We start from the raw sequence: 15,886 nt of genomic DNA, 5'->3' as shown, positions 1-15,886 counted from the left end.
AATTTAACTTTTTAATTATTAATGGATAAGTTTGCATAGTTTAAGATTAATACTTATTGATTTTATTTTTTACAATTAATTTAATACCAATAAACTGAATCTTCAAAGCTTAGTAATTGAGACTTCTAAGCTTTTTCTTAATGGCTATAATATTTTATTAATAATCGCCATAGGAAATATATAGATTAGAATCATAAATGATCAGGTATAAATTGGAAATCATGAGGACTGAAATTTCTGAATATTTATTGACACGTCTCTATTTCCTTGTTATCTTAGTTTTACTAATTAAAGGGAGGAATGATATGTCAGATCAAAGCTTAAAAGCCCGCTGGGGGCAGCCATTAACCGGTATTCTGGCCACGGTCTCATTTTTACTTATCGCCCTCATAACTTGGTACATTTTTTCATCACCCCAAGGAATTTTTAAATTCTATGAACACCCTATGATTGAGTTTTTAGCTTGGATGATTTTAGTAGGTGCTTGGCAGCATATTGTCTTTGGAAATTGGCCATTTGAAAAGCTTCAACCTATCAAACGCGGAATTGTTATGACGTTGGTAAATGTTCTTGCGAGTTATGTCATTGTTTATGGGGTCTTTCAAAATTTCCTCGGCAAAATGATCCTGCCGCTTTGGAGTGTTGAAGCACTAGAATTGCGCGGTTTAGGTGAAGAAGCTGCTCGTGAATACGCGGGTGGGGCAATTGTTATGTTTGTTCTGATGGGTTTTGTTACCTACACGTTTTGGTCGATTTTATTCAAAAAGTGGCCGTGGGGAGGTAAACTCAGCCAGCCAGCGCTGGGATTAGCAGAGTGGAGTTTAACAACTGTCATTACTCTGCTGGCTTATGGAATGTTAATTTATCCCTTTTATGTCGCTGTAGTTTTTAAACAACCCCTAGCCGCTCAGGCACCATGGTGGGGATTCATTGATGGAATTCCACATCTCAATTATATTGTGGGAATCTGGGAGTGGATGGTTGTCTATCTCTTCATGACTGCCAATGTCTGGTCAGGAAAACCTTTTCATCTAATTAAAAAACAGCCCTGGAGCGGTCTGGTTGCTATTCTTTCCATTATTATTCTGGCTTACCTGACAGTTAAATTCCTGATGTTCGGAATGTCGGCCATCTGGGGAGCAGTCGATCCGAAATCAGCCGATGGTCCAAGCTCGCTTGCCTGGCGTTATTATCACACGGCATCCATTGCCGGATTTACTTTATTCCCATTTTTGATTTGGAACCATTATTTCGATAATTGGCCTCAAAAATGGGGAAGTGTTGTTGGATGGATTGTACGTACGGTCTGGGTCTATATTTTAGGTGCAATATCATACTTCGTCTATTATATGGTCTGCCAGCCTTTACTCGGTCTGAAGCCGGAACTATCCAATCATATTAACAAACCATTGGTCTGGTTATTCTGGGCCATTATTCCTCTTCTCTTCAATGATTGGTTTATGGGGAAATTCCCCTTCTACAGTTCTGGAGTTAATGCTTTAAAGGTAAGTACTTCACGAGTATCTAAAGGGAAGACCACGAAAATGTAAGTATCTAGATTGAGAGATTAGGAATTTCATTTTGGCTTCGAGAATAATTCAAGAAGAATAAATCCATTCCTATAATCGCCAGACCGCTTGATCTGGCGATTGTTTTCTCTTGTGGTCCGCTCAAGGTGGTAAATCAGACATAGAATGTACTGCCACAATCTATGAAGTGCAGAAGCGAAAACTTCGGCTCATAGGGAAGACGAACCTTGGGAGTTATTTGACAAAACATTCTCTAAATTATAATATAATTTGTATATCCTTGTATATATATGGTCATGTTTATAAACAAGTTAGAAAAAGTATCTTTTAAGAGCTAAAGACAAATTATTGTTAAATAAGCCTAAACAAAGGTTTGGCGGAGGAGAAAATGGAAGACTTCAGCAAAACAAGTGAAGCGTTATTAAGATTTGTAGAGCAGCTCGATGAAGAAAATGCTATAAAACTGGCAAATGAGGCTTTGCTTGAGGGAATTAATCCTATCTATTTGCTTGATGTGATGAATGAAGGGATGAGACGAGTAGGGAAACTTTATGATAGTAAAGATTATTATATCGCTGATTTGATCATGGCAGGGCTGATTTTTAGACAGGTATTAGAATTGGAAAAAATGACTGAGTTTTTCCATAGAACCTGTGATAAGAAAGTTGGGAAAGTCGTCATCGGGACAGTAAGTGGAGATATTCACGACATAGGAAAGGATATCTTTAGACACATGCTGGAAGCCTATGGATTCGTAGTGATTGATCTTGGGGTGGACGTATCGAGAGAGGTCTTTGTGAAAAATGTTGAGAAGCATAAACCGGATATTCTGGCCCTTAGCGGTGTATTAACAAGCACAGTTAAAGAAATGAGAGAAGTGGTAAATTCTTTGAAAGAATCTGGTCTTAGAGACAAGGTGAAAATAATTATAGGTGCTAACCATCTCACTCTAGATTCATTCAAATATATTGGTGCGGATAGCTATGCTACTGATGCTTCAGAAGGGGCGAAAGTGTGTAGGGAATGGATAGATGGTAAGGAGTAGAAGGTAATGGCTAATCCGGTTTATATTGAAATCGTTGAAGATATAAAGAAAAAAGTAACGAATGCGGTGTTAAAACCAGGCGATACAGTTCCGTCTGAAATGGCACTTTGTAAAGAATATGGTGTCAGTCGAATGACAGTAAGAAAAGGTTTAGCCATTCTGGCAAATGAGGGGTACATTTATTCCGTTCCAGGTAAAGGAAGTTACGTCCAAAAACCAGAAATTAATAAGTATACGTTAGACTTTGACGAAATGAATAATCCTATTAATAGTGTTGATAATGCAAGATTGTTAGAAGTAAGTATTATTATGCCGGACGATAAGTTAGCTGATGAGCTGCAAACAACCAGAAGTAAACATGTTATTATGATTCGCAGGCTGTTCTATACGGATGGAATCCCTGTGGCTTATGATGTTAAATATCTGCTTTATAGTAAAGGGATGCCCATCGTAGAAAAAGAGATTGAACAAGCGACATTTCAAGAAATGGTTTCCAATAGTACGTCTATTTTTGCCCTAAAGAAAAATATAAGTATTAGTGCTCAGATTCCTAACGAAGAGACGAAACGCTATCTGAATATTTACGATGAACTTGCCTTATTAGTTGTTGAACAAAAGCTATATAATCATGAAAATAAGCCGATTGGCGTAAGTGTTACTAGTTATCGCGGAGATTATATAAAATTACAAGGCCGCAGCGATTAATAAAGTTTTGAACGTTTTGGGGAAAATGGGGGCATTTTATGAACTATTACAAACTTCTTTTAAAACCTCAAGATGTACTGGTAGACGTGGCAGAAGGCAGAACCCTAAAAGAAGCCATGAATGATGCCGGGTTAGTGTTTGATTTCCCCTGTGGTGGCAGAGGGACGTGCGGAAAATGTCGTGTTAAGATTTCTAAGGGAGTTGGTACCCCGGTTGCCAAGGAACAAGAACTGATACCGTCGAAGGAATTAGACGCAGGTGTTCGCTTAGCTTGCATGACAGCTGTATATAACGATCTGACAGTGGAACTTCCGGATCAAACGAAACTTCAGCACCACATTCTCATAGACTCGGAAAAAAAGGATATGCAAGTTGATCCGCATCTTAAGAAAGTGTTTGTTGAAGTGGATAAGCCTTCACGTGAGACCCATAGCTCTGATTGGCGCCGGCTGAAGAAAAGTCTTGTTAAGCAAGGGTATATGGGCAGCGAATTAGAGTCTTCGGTTGCTATTTTGCGCCAGATGCCAGATTTGTTTAGAGCTGCCAATTACCGCATTACGGCTGTTATGTTCGAAAATGTTGTGGCCGGATTAGAAGCGCAGGATACATCGAAATCAATGCTCGGTATGGCTTTTGATATTGGAACAACAACCATTGTGGGGTATTTGCTCGATCTTTATTCAGGGGCAGAGTTATGTGTTGTTTCTACACTAAATCCACAGACAAGCTTTGGAGCAGATGTCATTTCCCGTCTCACTTTTGTGGGACATGAGGAAAAGGGTCTGATGAAACTGCAAGCTGCTGTGGTTGAAGCCATCAATAAATTAATCGCGGAGGCTGCAGAAAGGGCAGCGGTAACTAGAAGTCAGATTTATGGGATTTCTATTGCGGCGAATACTTGTATGCATCACCTTTTTTTGGGCATAAATCCTCAGAGTATTGCTGTTGCACCGTACGTACCTGCTGTTAGTGAACCTTTGGTCGTGGACGCTTTAGAACTAAAGATTGACATTAACCAGGCTGGAAAAGTTTTCGTGCTGCCAAATATCGCGGGTTTTGTAGGTGCCGATACGGTAGCAGTACTTTTGGCCACTGAGTTGGATAGAAGCGAGGATGTCAAGCTTGTCATAGATATTGGTACTAACGGAGAAATTGCGCTTGGCTCAAGAGGAAAAATAGTTGCCTGTTCTGCCGCCGCCGGTCCTGCCTTTGAGGGAGCGCAAATAAGCAGCGGGATGAGAGGTGCCGTGGGAGCAATTGACCATGTTTATTATCGAGATAAACTGGAATACACGGTTATTGGCGGGGGAAAACCTCTGGGAATTTGCGGCTCTGCCTTGCTGGATACAGTAGCCGGTCTAGTTGAACTTGGGATTATCAACAAAAGAGGGAAATTTATCGCCTACGAACAATTAAATGACCAAGCGGCTAAAAAATACAAGGAAAATCTTATACAACATGAGGGACAGGGAGCATTTTTGCTGGCTGATGCTGGTATAACCGGTCATGGCAGACCGATAATGATTACACAAAAAGATATACGGGAGCTGCAAATGGCTAAAGGTGCCATAGCAGCGGGTATCAGAATATTGATGAAAACTTGTGGTGTCGAAACAGAGGACATTAAAGAAGTTCTTTTAGCCGGAGCCTTTGGAAATTACCTTAATCCGCATAGTGCATGTGCCATAGGGTTGATCCCTGAGGATCTGGAAAGTAAAATTCAAATGATTGGCAATGCGGCGGGCACCGGTGCGAAATTAGCTTTGCTGTCATTGAGTCAATTTCGAAGAGCAGCTGATATCGCTGAGACAGTTGATTTTGTTGAATTGGGCAGTTATCCCAAGTTTAATAGTATTTTCGGTGAATGTACGTACTTTACCGTAAAATAAAGAGGAAAAGCTTCGGATAATGTTTAGGGGAGGTAACATTACTTTATGTTTGTTACCTCCCCTTTTGATCCTCCAATTGCAAATAGCTGGGAAATTATTCTCAAATTGTCTTTTATATTGGCTTTATGAAAGAAATATTAATTGACAATTGAGTCAATTTCATAATGTTTAATTGTTAAAGCTCAGACCTTCAGAATTTCGTTAGTAACATTTTTTGAAGATTTATGCTGCAGCTATACGTTTGAACTTGTTCAATCGGTCTACGGCTAATTTGCAGAGGGTATAGGTCAGGATAGAAAACTCGAAGTCGACTTTGGCTACGTTTCCTCGATGTCGAATGTTGTTTAACTGAAAGTACTCTTTGAGATAAGCATTAACACGTTCTACGGCTGTTCTCTGTTTATAGAGTTCAAAGTAGCGCCCACTTCCTCTGGCTGGAACGGTGTATTTTCTGGGGTCTGAGGAAACCTTAACCTTGAATACCTTTTGACACTGGTTGTTTTCTTTCAGAGGACACTCTTTGCACTCCTTGGGTTGAGTATATTTCAACGTGTCGTATCGGGAATCATAGCTATCATATCGGTAGGAATGACCTTCTTGACACTTAGGGCAAAAGTATTTGTCCTTGTCTTCGGGTAGTTGTTCATTGCGTGGATTGTAATCAATCAGGGCCCTTGACCCCATGGCTTTTGCTTGTTGGTAAATTGAGCTGTAATCGTAACCAGCATCCAAAAGCGAATAGGAAGGCTTCAGCTGGGGGTGAAGTTCATGAAGAGCCTTGAGTAGAGGAATCGCCATTTTGCCATCATTGACATTTCCCGAGGAAAGTAAGGACTTTAAAATGTATTGGCTTTTACAGTCCACGAGAAGATGACCTTTGAACCCGAACCAAAAGACGTTTTTGCCCTCGGAGTTTTTCTTAATTCCCCAGTGAGGATCTTGCGGGATTTGCTGTTCGATCGTCTTGAAATCAAGAGGAAGTTGAGCTTCAATTTTCTTCTCAAAGAGGGGTCGATTCTCTTCCAGTTCCTGTTGTTCTTTGAGCCATTTCTCCCGTTCCGATTTGGGTTTTCGTCCGCGTTTTTTGGAGGTTTGCTTGACTGGAACCTCTTCGTCTTTCTTTTTCTCAGGTTTACGGTCTCTCGCTTCAATATGAGTAGCATCGATGGCTATAACATCCCCATCGATGAAGCCTTCTTGAAACGCCTGAGAGACTAGTTCATTTTGAATTTTTTCCAAAGCAGAAGAACCCTTGATTTTTTGAATCATTCGAGTATAAGAGGACTCGCTAGGAACTGCATCAGCCATCGTAAAGCCGCAGTCGAAACGGAATTCCAAGCTGTTTTTTAATCGTTTTCGTAAATCTTTGATCGTAGGAATTCGTTCGATCACTCGAATGAATAAAGAATAGATCATGGCTGAATAGTTAAGCGTGGTTGGAGCTCCCAAAAATGCCCTTTTTGAAACCACTCTCAACAAAGGAGTAATATTCAGCGGTTCCAATAGAAGCGGATACGATTCTTTCGGTGACATTTCTAAGATTTCTTCCAAGGAAAATAGACGTTCTTGGCGAATACTAAACATTGGGAGTTCTCCTTTCAACCTCTCGGTGTTTGTTTGGTCACTTACACTTTCGAGATTTTGGGGAGGTACTCCTTTTTTTACGGGTAAAAAGCCCGCTTATATCAAGGGGTATGAATTATGAAACTAACTCAATTATAAATTAATTCACTTATCCAATTAGTGAAAATAATAGTTTGACATGATAATTGAATATTGATAATATTAAATCAGATAATACATGTATATACATGGATAGATATGATTTAGGAAGGGGGCATTTTGATGATTATCATTGGCGAAAAAATTAACGGAACTATACCGAGCGTTAAAAAAGCCATAGAGCAAAGAGATGCGGAGTTTATCCGCAGCCTCGCTGTAAAGCAGACAGAAGCAGGCGCGGATTATCTTGATGTATGTGCTAGTACTGCTCCGGACGTCGAAGCAGACACGTTATTATGGTTAATGGACATTGTCCAAGACACTGTGGATACGCCTTTATGTATTGACAGCCCAAATCCAAGAGTTATTGAGAAAGTCTTTCCGTATGCCAGGCGGCCAGGAGTTATTAACTCAGTATCAGAAGAAGGTGGGAAATGCGAAATCATTTACCCGCTCATTAGAGGAACAGAGTGGGAAGTTATTGCACTGACTTGTGACAATAGAGGCATACCAAGGGATGTCCAAACAAGAGTTGATATTACCAAAATCATGGTTGATAAGGCTTCGATGTATGACATCACCCCTGATCGAATTCACATCGATCCCCTGGTCATGGCTTTATCAGCCGATAATCAATCGCTCTTAAATTTCATTGAGACATTAAAAGAAGTTAAAATTCTGTATCCCACGATCAAAGTAACTTCTGGCTTAAGCAATATATCCTTTGGAATGCCTTTAAGAAAAGTGGTTAATCAACATTTCTTGACCTTGGCAATTGAGGCGGGTATGGATTCTGCTATCTTAGACCCCTGTAATCGGGATATGGTCACTACCATGTATATAACAAATGCCTTGCTTGGAAAGGATCGTTTATGCAGAAATTATTTAACAGCTTACCGAAAGAATAAAATTGGTCCTGTAAAAGTTGATGCAATTTAATAAGTATAAATGTGAATGTTAATGAGAACAGAAGGATATAAAGGTACGGGCAGATCATTGAATTTGAGGAGGATTGAACATGATCGATTTGCAATTGCTAACTCAAGCCGTGGGTGATCTTGATGAAAATACTATGTTAACTTTGATCAATGATTTTGTTTCCACAAACCCCAGTGGGGAAGATGCTCAGAAGATTGTTTTCGCTTGCCAGCAGGGTATGGCGATCGTGGGAGACTTGTTTGAAAAAAACGAATATTACGTTGGCGATTTGATATTTGCCGGAGAGTTATTGTCAAAAACGATTGATATATTGAAACCGGTCTTAAGCGAGGTCAGTACACAAAAAATAGGCTCGATAGTTATTGGCACGGTTCAGGGAGATTTACACGATATTGGCAAGAATATTTTTGGCAGTATGGCAGAGGCTGCAGGCTTTGATGTCTATGACTTGGGAATTGACGTTTCACCCGAAGCGTTTGTCGAGAAGGTCAAAGAAGTGAACCCTCAAATTGTCGGGATGAGCGGCGTTCTGACTCTCGCTATCGACTCAATGAGAAATACAATCAGTGCCTTAAAGCAAGGGGGTTTAAAAGATAGCGTCAAAATTATTATTGGCGGTAATCCAGTTAATGAAGACGCATGTAAGCAAATCGGTGCAGACGCTTTCACGACAAATGCCGCTGAAGGCCTAAAAATTTGTCAAGGGTGGGTGAATTAACATGTCTGACGCTGTTTCATTGACGAATGAACGAAATCAGATATTTCGTAATCTTTTCAGCGGTAAAATTCCTAAAAGAGTACCACTCAGCAATCCGGCTACTCAGGATTTTGCGATTGAATATGCCGGCTTGAATTTGGCTGAATGTCAATGGGACCTAACGAAATTGGGGCCAGTTTATGAGAAGTTCTGTCAGGATTTTAGAACGGACACATATCCCGGAGGTTCTATCAGAATTCCTTCTCATTATCAGCTTTTAGGGTCAAAACCTATTGTGATGAGTTCCAGCGGATTTATGCAGCATCCGGAAGTCGTAGGTTTGTTGGCCGAGGAATATGATCAATTTATTTCTTCACCCTATGACTGTATTATCGAAACGATTCTCCCTCGATTGTACACTGAGTTTAACGGAAAACCGGGCAAAGTAGCTATGGCTTTGGCTAAAGCAGTACGGGCCCAGTCTGATGACCTTGCTTTTCTAGGAACAATTAGAGCAAAAATGACTGCCCAATATGGCTACGCAACGATGGGGGTTGCTTTAACCGAAGCTCCCTTCGATTTTATGGCTGACTTTCTCAGAAGTTTTAAAGGGATTTCTGGTGATGTCAGGCGTTATCCGGATAAGGTTGCGGCAGCTTGTGAAGCAGTGTTGCCCTTGATGATAAAGAAAGGCACACTGCCGAATCCTTCGATGCTTGGTTATTCATTTATTCCTCTGCATATGGCGCCATATTTGCGGGATAAAGATTTTGCGTCGTTATATTGGCCAACCTTTAAAAAGTTAGTTGAAGCTCTGTCAAATATGGGACAAACTGTCTACTTGTTTGTGGAAAATGATTGGATGAGGTACCTCGATTATTTATATGAATTACCAGAGAATACAATCATGAGGTTTGAATACGGAGATCCAAGACTTGTTAAGGAGAAACTGGGCAAGAAACATATAATTTCCGGATTCTATCCCATAACCTTGCTGCAAACGGGGACTAAGGAGCAGTGCATTGACAAAGCGAAAGAATTATTGGACATTCTCGCTCCGGGTGGGGGGTATTGGTGGCAAGCCGATAAGAGCATCATTAATTTAGATGTCAATTCGCCGGTGGTTGAAAACTTGAAAGCTGTTTTAGAGTACGTATCTGAAAACGGGACTTATTAAAGTTTGAAGGAGAGGTTGAAATGAATTCAGAGTATTACGCAACTTGGGAAGAATATTTAGCTGTGCATCCGGAATTGGAAGGGAAACCGTCGGAGGCGATCGCAGCCAAAATTGAAAAATACGAGGACGTATTATTTACGTTCATTATGGATTTATTGCTGTAAGTGGATTTCATTATCCATGCTGTAATGATTGGGCAACGTTAGACCTCGCTAGGAATTAGTTTCTGTTGCTGCAAAAAGGAATTGTCGGGGTCGAGGTTGCCCTTTATTTTTCTCAAAAAGTATCCGAATATTCTTTAGATTAGTACCTGGTCAGTGTTAGAGACCCAGAGTTATGAATCTTTAGTTTAAAACTGGAGGTGAGAAGGATTTATTGATGCTAAAAATTTAAAGTTAGAAACTTAATTTAGGGAGGAGAATATTATGGAGACGCGTTTGAAGAAGTCGATTATTAATCTTTACGGTTTGCCATCCTTCGGATTTCAATTGTTTGTAAGTATGGAAGTATTTTATTTCGCGGCGTTTTTAACGGATTATGCCAAGCTGCCAATGGCCCTGGCCGGCAGCGTATTGATGATTACAAGTATCTTCGATATCTTATGGGTTCCTACTGCAGGAGTAATCTTGGAAAAGAGCAATATGAAATGGGGAAAATACCGTTCATGGCTGCTAGTGGGACCTCCTTTTGCCGCATTATTCTTTATTCTGCAATTTTCTAAGATCGGCTCTCCGACACTCAACGCTATTATTATTACTCTTGGATTTGTCATAAGTCATTTAATTTGGAACATTTACTACGGGGGACATATCGCCTTGAACTCCTCAATGACCACTGTCAGAGAAGAAAGAATTGCTATGGCATCAAACAGGGGGATGTTTAATTCGTTAGGGGCCATTAGCTTTTCCTTGATCGGTATGCCGATGATTTTGGCTTTAGGTAAAGGCAATCCTCCGATGGGATATACGCTTACCGTTGTATGTACCGGCGCCGTTATGATTATTTCTTATTATGTATTGTTCTTTATGACCAAAGACTACGCTTTCCATGGTACTGCAGTGTCAACAGGTAAATCTGAAGAGAAAATGTCCATCGGCGAGATGCTTAAACAGATCGTTGTCAATCCGCCACTCATTGGGCTAATGTTAGGTGAACTTGGAAGGTATTTAGGACGGTTTGTTATTTTCGGCCTGGCCTTCTATTATTTTAAATATGTCGTTAATAATTTAGCAGCGATTACGATTTTCATGACAGGACTCAACGTGGTAACCTTTTTTGGAGCAGCAATAACAAATCCCCTTGCCAAAAAGATTGGAGAACGAAATACTTATATTTTGTCGCTCTTAATATTTATCATCGGGTTGTTGGCAGTATGGGCACTGCCGATGAATTATATTTCCTTCATGGTAATAATGTTCATCGCCTATCTGGGATATGGGATGCCCGATGCTTTAGGTGTTGCGATGTATTCGGCGACGGTTGATTACGGTGAATGGAAAACAGGAAAGAACGCAAGAGGTTTTATCATGTCTTTAATCAGTTTCCCCATTAAGGCAGCTATCCTTGTGAGAAGTGTTATAATCACTGCTGTTCTTGCCGGAGCGGGATATGTAGCCAATATGAAGCCTACTCCGGTACTGGCAAATGGCATAAAGGACGGAATTGCGTTAGTTCCTGCAATTATCATGCTCATAGGGTTGTTATTTATCGTTCTCCTATATAAAATCACACCTGCGAAACTCGTACAATTACAGAAGGAAATTGCTGACAGAAATGCCTAGATTATTGGGTTTGACAAGATTATGAGGCTTCATTAAACTTGAAAGAGAGATGATGCGTCATCCCTCTCCTTAATTAATGCTGTCGTTATAAGTGCCAAATACATGAAAAAGTGGTGATGGTAATGGAAGAAAAACACCTTCAACAATTTATAGAGTTAATGCCAATCTTAAATGAGGTTATGCAGGATGATATCACCATAATTGTATTTGATCTTCGAAAAGAAATTATCGCCGCTTATGCACCGGGTGAACTTAAAATGCCCTCAAAAGTTGGGGACCCAATTAAAAATATGGAAACTTATAATTTTGTTAAGAAAAGTAAAAAGCAATTACCGTCGGTGGTTCCCAAAAGATTTTTTGGAATTCCTGCCAAAGGTCTTCTCACCCCAGTCTTTGACGACAAAGGAGAAGTTGTTGCCATTGTATCTGTTTCTAAGAGTATAGAAAAAGAGACAAGAATTGAAGAAAGTACTACAAAGCTCTTTTCTTCTATGGAACAATTAAACGCAAGTATAGAGGAGGTTGCTTCGAGTTCCCAGCAATTATCAACTTTTATTAAAGAAATTGATGAGTTTAGCTTGGAAACAGAAAACAAAATTAAGGCCATTGACAGTATCATTGAGGATATAAAAAATATATCTAAACAGTCTAATCTCCTTGCCTTAAACGCGTCAATAGAGGCAGCAAGAGCGGGTGAGGCCGGGAGAGGATTTAGTGTCGTTGCAACAGAAATGGGCAAATTCTCGGGCCTTAGCAAGGAATCGACTGAAAAGGTTGCCAGGTCCCTTTTGGATATAAAGGGGGCCATTGAATTAATCAGCGGAAGGATTAATAAAACATACCTTTCGTCGGAAAACCAAGCTGCTGCTACTGAGGAGATTGCTGCTCTGACAGATGAAATTATATCAATTGCGAAGCAGTTATCGGTGATTGCAAAGGTTCATACAGTTGAAGAAATCATGAATAATAAATGAAATATAACGTCACATGTTTCTTTTAGGGGCCGTGAGAAACTAAAGTTTCTAAACGGTCCCTGCTACCTTTTGTAAGAATCTAAATATATTTCATACTTTTGCTCGGTTTATTGGATATAAAACAATCAAAAGAAAAAGATATAATAATGAAATGAGTCAACGTTGTAAAGACAATAAATGATTTAGGCTTTAGGGTTATTCTAATATAGATATTTATTGTTTTATAATTTGTTATTTAAGTGTTAGCATGTGAATTTGGTCATTGTATAAGAATTTAAGAAATTTAAGTTTAAGAAATTTAAGAAATTTAATTATAATAGTTCGGTTTCTTGCCCTTGACAATGTAAAACACCAATGTTAAAATAACATTCTGGTCGTAAAAAGAGGTCTCTGGTCGCACTCGGACATCCTAATAGTCTCCATTGGAGAGCATAGCACTTATTTGTCCTTCGCGACACCCAGACCCGTCGAATATTTTGTCATCCGTGACATATTCGACACTAGGCACATCCTGTGTCGTCGTCCATGGTCTTTGGTCTTTGAAAACTAAACAACAAGGACAGCCAATGAGAGAAACTCGCAAGAGTTTCAAAAGAATCATGAAATCATGAGCAAGAAATCATCTTCTTACGAAGAAGTTGAATAACTTTTTTGGAGAGTTTGATCCTGGCTCAGGACGAACGCTGGCGGCGTGCCTAACACATGCAAGTCGAACGGTCTAATGCTTAACACTGAGTGTTCAGTGACGTTGGGACAGCGAGAGCGCGAAGTATGAGCGCTCCACGCATCAAAAAGTACCAACACAATCGGAGAGCTGAACGTTGAGTGTTAAGTATTAGATAGTGGCGGACGGGTGAGTAACGCGTGGGTAACCTGCCCATAAAACCGGGACAACTCTTGGAAACGAGGGCTAATACCGGATACGCTTAAGAAGCGGCATCGCTTTTTAAGGAAAGATGGCCTCTGAAAATGCTATCGCTTATGGATGGACCCGCGTCTGATTAGCTGGTTGGTGGGGTAAAGGCCTACCAAGGCGACGATCAGTAGCCGGCCTGAGAGGGTGAACGGCCACACTGGGACTGAGACACGGCCCAGACTCCTACGGGAGGCAGCAGTGGGGAATCTTCCGCAATGGACGAAAGTCTGACGGAGCAACGCCGCGTGTATGATGAAGGTCTTCGGATTGTAAAGTACTGTCTTTAGGGAAGAACGGTCTCTTCAGGAATATGGAGGAGACATGACGGTACCTAAGGAGGAAGCCCCGGCTAACTACGTGCCAGCAGCCGCGGTAATACGTAGGGGGCGAGCGTTGTCCGGAATTATTGGGCGTAAAGGGCGCGTAGGCGGGTATTTAAGTCCGGTGTGAAAGATCAGGGCTCAACCCTGAGAGTGCATCGGAAACTGGGTATCTTGAGGACAGGAGAGGAAAGTGGAATTCCACGTGTAGCGGTGAAATGCGTAGATATGTGGAGGAACACCAGTGGCGAAGGCGACTTTCTGGACTGTAACTGACGCTGAGGCGCGAAAGCGTGGGGAGCAAACAGGATTAGATACCCTGGTAGTCCACGCCGTAAACGATGAGTGCTAGGTGTAGGGGGTATCGACCCCTCCTGTGCCGGAGTTAACACAATAAGCACTCCGCCTGGGGAGTACGGCCGCAAGGTTGAAACTCAAAGGAATTGACGGGGGCCCGCACAAGCGGTGGAGCATGTGGTTTAATTCGACGCAACGCGAAGAACCTTACCAGGGCTTGACATCCTCTGAACTCTCTAGAAATAGGGAGGTGCCCTTCGGGGAGCAGAGAGACAGGTGGTGCATGGTTGTCGTCAGCTCGTGTCGTGAGATGTTGGGTTAAGTCCCGCAACGAGCGCAACCCCTGTATTTAGTTGCTAACACGTCAAGGTGAGCACTCTAGATAGACTGCCGGTGACAAACCGGAGGAAGGTGGGGATGACGTCAAATCATCATGCCCCTTATGTCCTGGGCTACACACGTGCTACAATGGCCGGTACAGACGGAAGCGAAGCCGCGAGGTGAAGCCAATCCGAGAAAGCCGGTCTCAGTTCGGATTGCAGGCTGCAACTCGCCTGCATGAAGTCGGAATCGCTAGTAATCGCAGGTCAGCATACTGCGGTGAATACGTTCCCGGGCCTTGTACACACCGCCCGTCACACCACGAAAGTCTGCAACACCCGAAGCCGGTGAGGTAACCCGCAAGGGAGCTAGCCGTCGAAGGTGGGGCCGATAATTGGGGTGAAGTCGTAACAAGGTAGCCGTATCGGAAGGTGCGGCTGGATCACCTCCTTTCTAAGGAGAACGGTTTAGAGCTTAGGCTTTAAACGAACATCCTATGGGTCGATGCTCTTATGAAGAAAACGAAGGTTAAACTTAAGTTTTTGATAAGAGATGAAGAGAGTCTAAAGACTCGAGCCGAGGGATCGGCAACTCATTGGCAAAGCTGTTGTTTAGTTTTGAGAGACCCGAAGCGGTAACTCAATTTTAAGTTCCATCCCTGCCCACAACCTTCAAGTGGCCCCGTGGTGTAGTGGTTAACATGCCTGCCTGTCACGCAGGAGATCGTCGGTTCAAGTCCGATCGGGGTCGCCATTTGCTGGAGGGGTGTCCGAGTGGTTTAAGGAGCTGGTCTTGAAAACCAGTGACTCCGCAAGGGGCCGTGGGTTCGAATCCCACCCCCTCCGCCATGTTATGCCATTGTAGCTCAGTCGGTAGAGCGTATCCTTGGTAAGGATAAGGTCACCGGTTCAATCCCGGTCAATGGCTCCATTCTGCAGGCGTGGCGTAATTGGCAGACGCGCACGTGTGGGTAACAAATAGTCCAAACTCTGGAGAAGTACTCAAGTGGCTGAAGAGGACGGTTTGCTAAACCGTTAGGGTGGGTAACTGCCGCGAGGGTTCAAATCCCTCCTTCTCCGCCAGATATATTCCTCGATAGCTCAATGGTGGAGCAACCGGCTGTTAACCGGTAGGTTGTAGGTTCGAGTCCTACTCGGGGAGCCATGCGGGTGTAGCTCAATGGTAGAGCACTAGCCTTCCAAGCTAGCTACGTGAGTTCGATTCTCATCACCCGCTCCACTATACTTTAGGGCGGCATAGCCAAGTGGTAAGGCAGAGGCCTGCAGAGCCTTTATCCCCTCGTTCGAATCAGGGTGCCGCCTCCAACTTGCCGATGTGGCGGAACTGGCAGACGCACGGGACTTAAAATCCCGCGGGTTAATAGCCCGTACCGGTTCGATTCCGGTCATCGGCACCATCGTCTAAATCAATCTATCTTCACTTTATAAGTGATTCCACGGGGAAAATTTAACTGAATAACTGAAACGCTGCGTCCTGAAAGCGATACAAATTTGTTAGAATGTGTATCGCTTTCAGGACGTTTTTTTATACTGTCAGATCTCCATGTTCGCCGA

The 15,886-nt window shown here is 42.1% G+C and carries 12 protein-coding genes, 8 tRNA genes and 1 rRNA gene; 19 read left to right on the top strand and 2 right to left on the bottom strand.

Annotated features, from left to right (window positions below; all coding sequences use genetic code 11):
* Positions 1 to 305: 305 nt before the first annotated feature.
* From DESACI_RS13500 to DESACI_RS13485, 4 genes are all read left to right on the top strand, one after another.
* Complete coding sequence (locus DESACI_RS13500; protein WP_014827744.1) at positions 306 to 1,550, top strand: hypothetical protein; 1,245 nt, start codon at positions 306 to 308, stop codon at positions 1,548 to 1,550.
* A 367-nt stretch (positions 1,551 to 1,917) separates the two neighbouring features.
* Positions 1,918 to 2,574: a cobalamin B12-binding domain-containing protein gene (locus DESACI_RS13495; protein ID WP_014827743.1), complete on the top strand. Its 657-nt coding sequence runs from the start codon at positions 1,918 to 1,920 to the stop codon at positions 2,572 to 2,574.
* Positions 2,575 to 2,580: 6 nt separating this feature from the next.
* Complete coding sequence (locus tag DESACI_RS13490; protein ID WP_014827742.1) at positions 2,581 to 3,279, top strand: GntR family transcriptional regulator; 699 nt, start codon at positions 2,581 to 2,583, stop codon at positions 3,277 to 3,279.
* 38 nt (positions 3,280 to 3,317) lie between these two features.
* Positions 3,318 to 5,168 carry an ASKHA domain-containing protein gene (locus tag DESACI_RS13485; protein WP_014827741.1) on the top strand — a complete coding sequence of 617 codons (1,851 nt, stop codon included), beginning with the start codon at positions 3,318 to 3,320 and terminating at the stop codon, positions 5,166 to 5,168.
* Between the two features lie 222 nt (positions 5,169 to 5,390).
* Here the strand turns inward: DESACI_RS13485 and DESACI_RS13480 are convergent, their stop codons facing one another.
* On the bottom strand, positions 5,391 to 6,752 hold the full coding sequence (locus tag DESACI_RS13480; protein WP_014827740.1) for an IS1182 family transposase: 1,362 nt from the start codon (positions 6,750 to 6,752) through the stop codon (positions 5,391 to 5,393).
* Between the two features lie 261 nt (positions 6,753 to 7,013).
* Here DESACI_RS13480 and DESACI_RS13475 point away from each other — a divergent pair, with 261 nt between their 5' ends.
* The 6 genes from DESACI_RS13475 to DESACI_RS13455 all read left to right on the top strand — a co-directional run bounded on the left by DESACI_RS13475 (position 7,014) and on the right by DESACI_RS13455 (position 12,458).
* Complete coding sequence (locus DESACI_RS13475) at positions 7,014 to 7,829, top strand: methyltetrahydrofolate cobalamin methyltransferase (RefSeq protein ID WP_014827739.1); 816 nt, start codon at positions 7,014 to 7,016, stop codon at positions 7,827 to 7,829.
* Between the two features lie 79 nt (positions 7,830 to 7,908).
* Positions 7,909 to 8,547 (top strand): cobalamin B12-binding domain-containing protein, encoded by a 639-nt coding sequence (locus DESACI_RS13470; RefSeq protein WP_014827738.1) that lies wholly within the window; start codon positions 7,909 to 7,911, stop codon positions 8,545 to 8,547.
* A gap of 1 nt (position 8,548) precedes the next feature.
* On the top strand, positions 8,549 to 9,703 hold the full coding sequence (locus DESACI_RS13465) for a uroporphyrinogen decarboxylase/cobalamine-independent methonine synthase family protein (RefSeq protein WP_014827737.1): 1,155 nt from the start codon (positions 8,549 to 8,551) through the stop codon (positions 9,701 to 9,703).
* Positions 9,704 to 9,723: 20 nt separating this feature from the next.
* Positions 9,724 to 9,867, top strand: coding sequence for a hypothetical protein (locus tag DESACI_RS24795; protein ID WP_014827736.1), 144 nt, complete (start codon positions 9,724 to 9,726; stop codon positions 9,865 to 9,867).
* A gap of 261 nt (positions 9,868 to 10,128) precedes the next feature.
* Complete coding sequence (locus tag DESACI_RS13460; RefSeq protein WP_014827735.1) at positions 10,129 to 11,484, top strand: MFS transporter; 1,356 nt, start codon at positions 10,129 to 10,131, stop codon at positions 11,482 to 11,484.
* Between the two features lie 122 nt (positions 11,485 to 11,606).
* Positions 11,607 to 12,458 carry a methyl-accepting chemotaxis protein gene (locus DESACI_RS13455; RefSeq protein WP_014827734.1) on the top strand — a complete coding sequence of 284 codons (852 nt, stop codon included), beginning with the start codon at positions 11,607 to 11,609 and terminating at the stop codon, positions 12,456 to 12,458.
* Positions 12,459 to 12,867: 409 nt separating this feature from the next.
* Here DESACI_RS13455 and DESACI_RS24275 read toward each other — a convergent pair whose 3' ends face one another.
* Positions 12,868 to 13,050: a hypothetical protein gene (locus DESACI_RS24275; RefSeq protein WP_207643897.1), complete on the bottom strand. Its 183-nt coding sequence runs from the start codon at positions 13,048 to 13,050 to the stop codon at positions 12,868 to 12,870.
* A gap of 56 nt (positions 13,051 to 13,106) precedes the next feature.
* On the opposite strand from DESACI_RS24275, the gene DESACI_RS13450 reads away from it, so the two are divergent.
* The 9 genes from DESACI_RS13450 (at position 13,107) to DESACI_RS13410 (ending at position 15,729) form a co-directional block, all read left to right on the top strand.
* Positions 13,107 to 14,765 (top strand): 16S ribosomal RNA (locus tag DESACI_RS13450).
* 224 nt (positions 14,766 to 14,989) lie between these two features.
* Positions 14,990 to 15,065, top strand: a tRNA-Asp gene (locus tag DESACI_RS13445).
* 6 nt (positions 15,066 to 15,071) lie between these two features.
* A tRNA-Ser gene (locus DESACI_RS13440) sits at positions 15,072 to 15,160 on the top strand.
* Between the two features lie 6 nt (positions 15,161 to 15,166).
* A tRNA-Thr gene (locus tag DESACI_RS13435) sits at positions 15,167 to 15,242 on the top strand.
* A gap of 61 nt (positions 15,243 to 15,303) precedes the next feature.
* Positions 15,304 to 15,394: transfer RNA gene (locus DESACI_RS13430), tRNA-Ser, on the top strand.
* Positions 15,395 to 15,401: 7 nt separating this feature from the next.
* Positions 15,402 to 15,476 (top strand) — tRNA-Asn (locus DESACI_RS13425).
* Between the two features lies 1 nt (position 15,477).
* A tRNA-Gly gene (locus DESACI_RS13420) sits at positions 15,478 to 15,551 on the top strand.
* Positions 15,552 to 15,562: 11 nt separating this feature from the next.
* A tRNA-Cys gene (locus DESACI_RS13415) sits at positions 15,563 to 15,637 on the top strand.
* Positions 15,638 to 15,641: 4 nt separating this feature from the next.
* Positions 15,642 to 15,729: transfer RNA gene (locus DESACI_RS13410), tRNA-Leu, on the top strand.
* The last annotated feature ends 157 nt before the right edge of the window (positions 15,730 to 15,886 follow it).

This window comes from Desulfosporosinus acidiphilus SJ4 (genome assembly GCF_000255115.2).
GTDB lineage: Bacteria > Bacillota > Desulfitobacteriia > Desulfitobacteriales > Desulfitobacteriaceae > Desulfosporosinus > Desulfosporosinus acidiphilus.
The sequence above is the reverse complement of the archived record's forward strand: the minus strand, read 5'-3'. Positions and strand labels throughout refer to the sequence as shown.

Coding starts and splice junctions, on each gene's coding strand:
- DESACI_RS13455 (WP_014827734.1), top strand. CDS start 11,607: ATGGAAGAAAAACACCTTCAACAATTTATAGAGTTAATGCCAATCTTA.
- DESACI_RS13470 (WP_014827738.1), top strand. CDS start 7,909: ATGATCGATTTGCAATTGCTAACTCAAGCCGTGGGTGATCTTGATGAA.
- DESACI_RS13495 (WP_014827743.1), top strand. CDS start 1,918: ATGGAAGACTTCAGCAAAACAAGTGAAGCGTTATTAAGATTTGTAGAG.
- DESACI_RS13460 (WP_014827735.1), top strand. CDS start 10,129: ATGGAGACGCGTTTGAAGAAGTCGATTATTAATCTTTACGGTTTGCCA.
- DESACI_RS13490 (WP_014827742.1), top strand. CDS start 2,581: ATGGCTAATCCGGTTTATATTGAAATCGTTGAAGATATAAAGAAAAAA.
- DESACI_RS13485 (WP_014827741.1), top strand. CDS start 3,318: ATGAACTATTACAAACTTCTTTTAAAACCTCAAGATGTACTGGTAGAC.
- DESACI_RS13465 (WP_014827737.1), top strand. CDS start 8,549: ATGTCTGACGCTGTTTCATTGACGAATGAACGAAATCAGATATTTCGT.
- DESACI_RS13475 (WP_014827739.1), top strand. CDS start 7,014: ATGATTATCATTGGCGAAAAAATTAACGGAACTATACCGAGCGTTAAA.
- DESACI_RS24795 (WP_014827736.1), top strand. CDS start 9,724: ATGAATTCAGAGTATTACGCAACTTGGGAAGAATATTTAGCTGTGCAT.
- DESACI_RS13500 (WP_014827744.1), top strand. CDS start 306: ATGTCAGATCAAAGCTTAAAAGCCCGCTGGGGGCAGCCATTAACCGGT.
- DESACI_RS13480 (WP_014827740.1), bottom strand. CDS start 6,752: ATGTTTAGTATTCGCCAAGAACGTCTATTTTCCTTGGAAGAAATCTTA.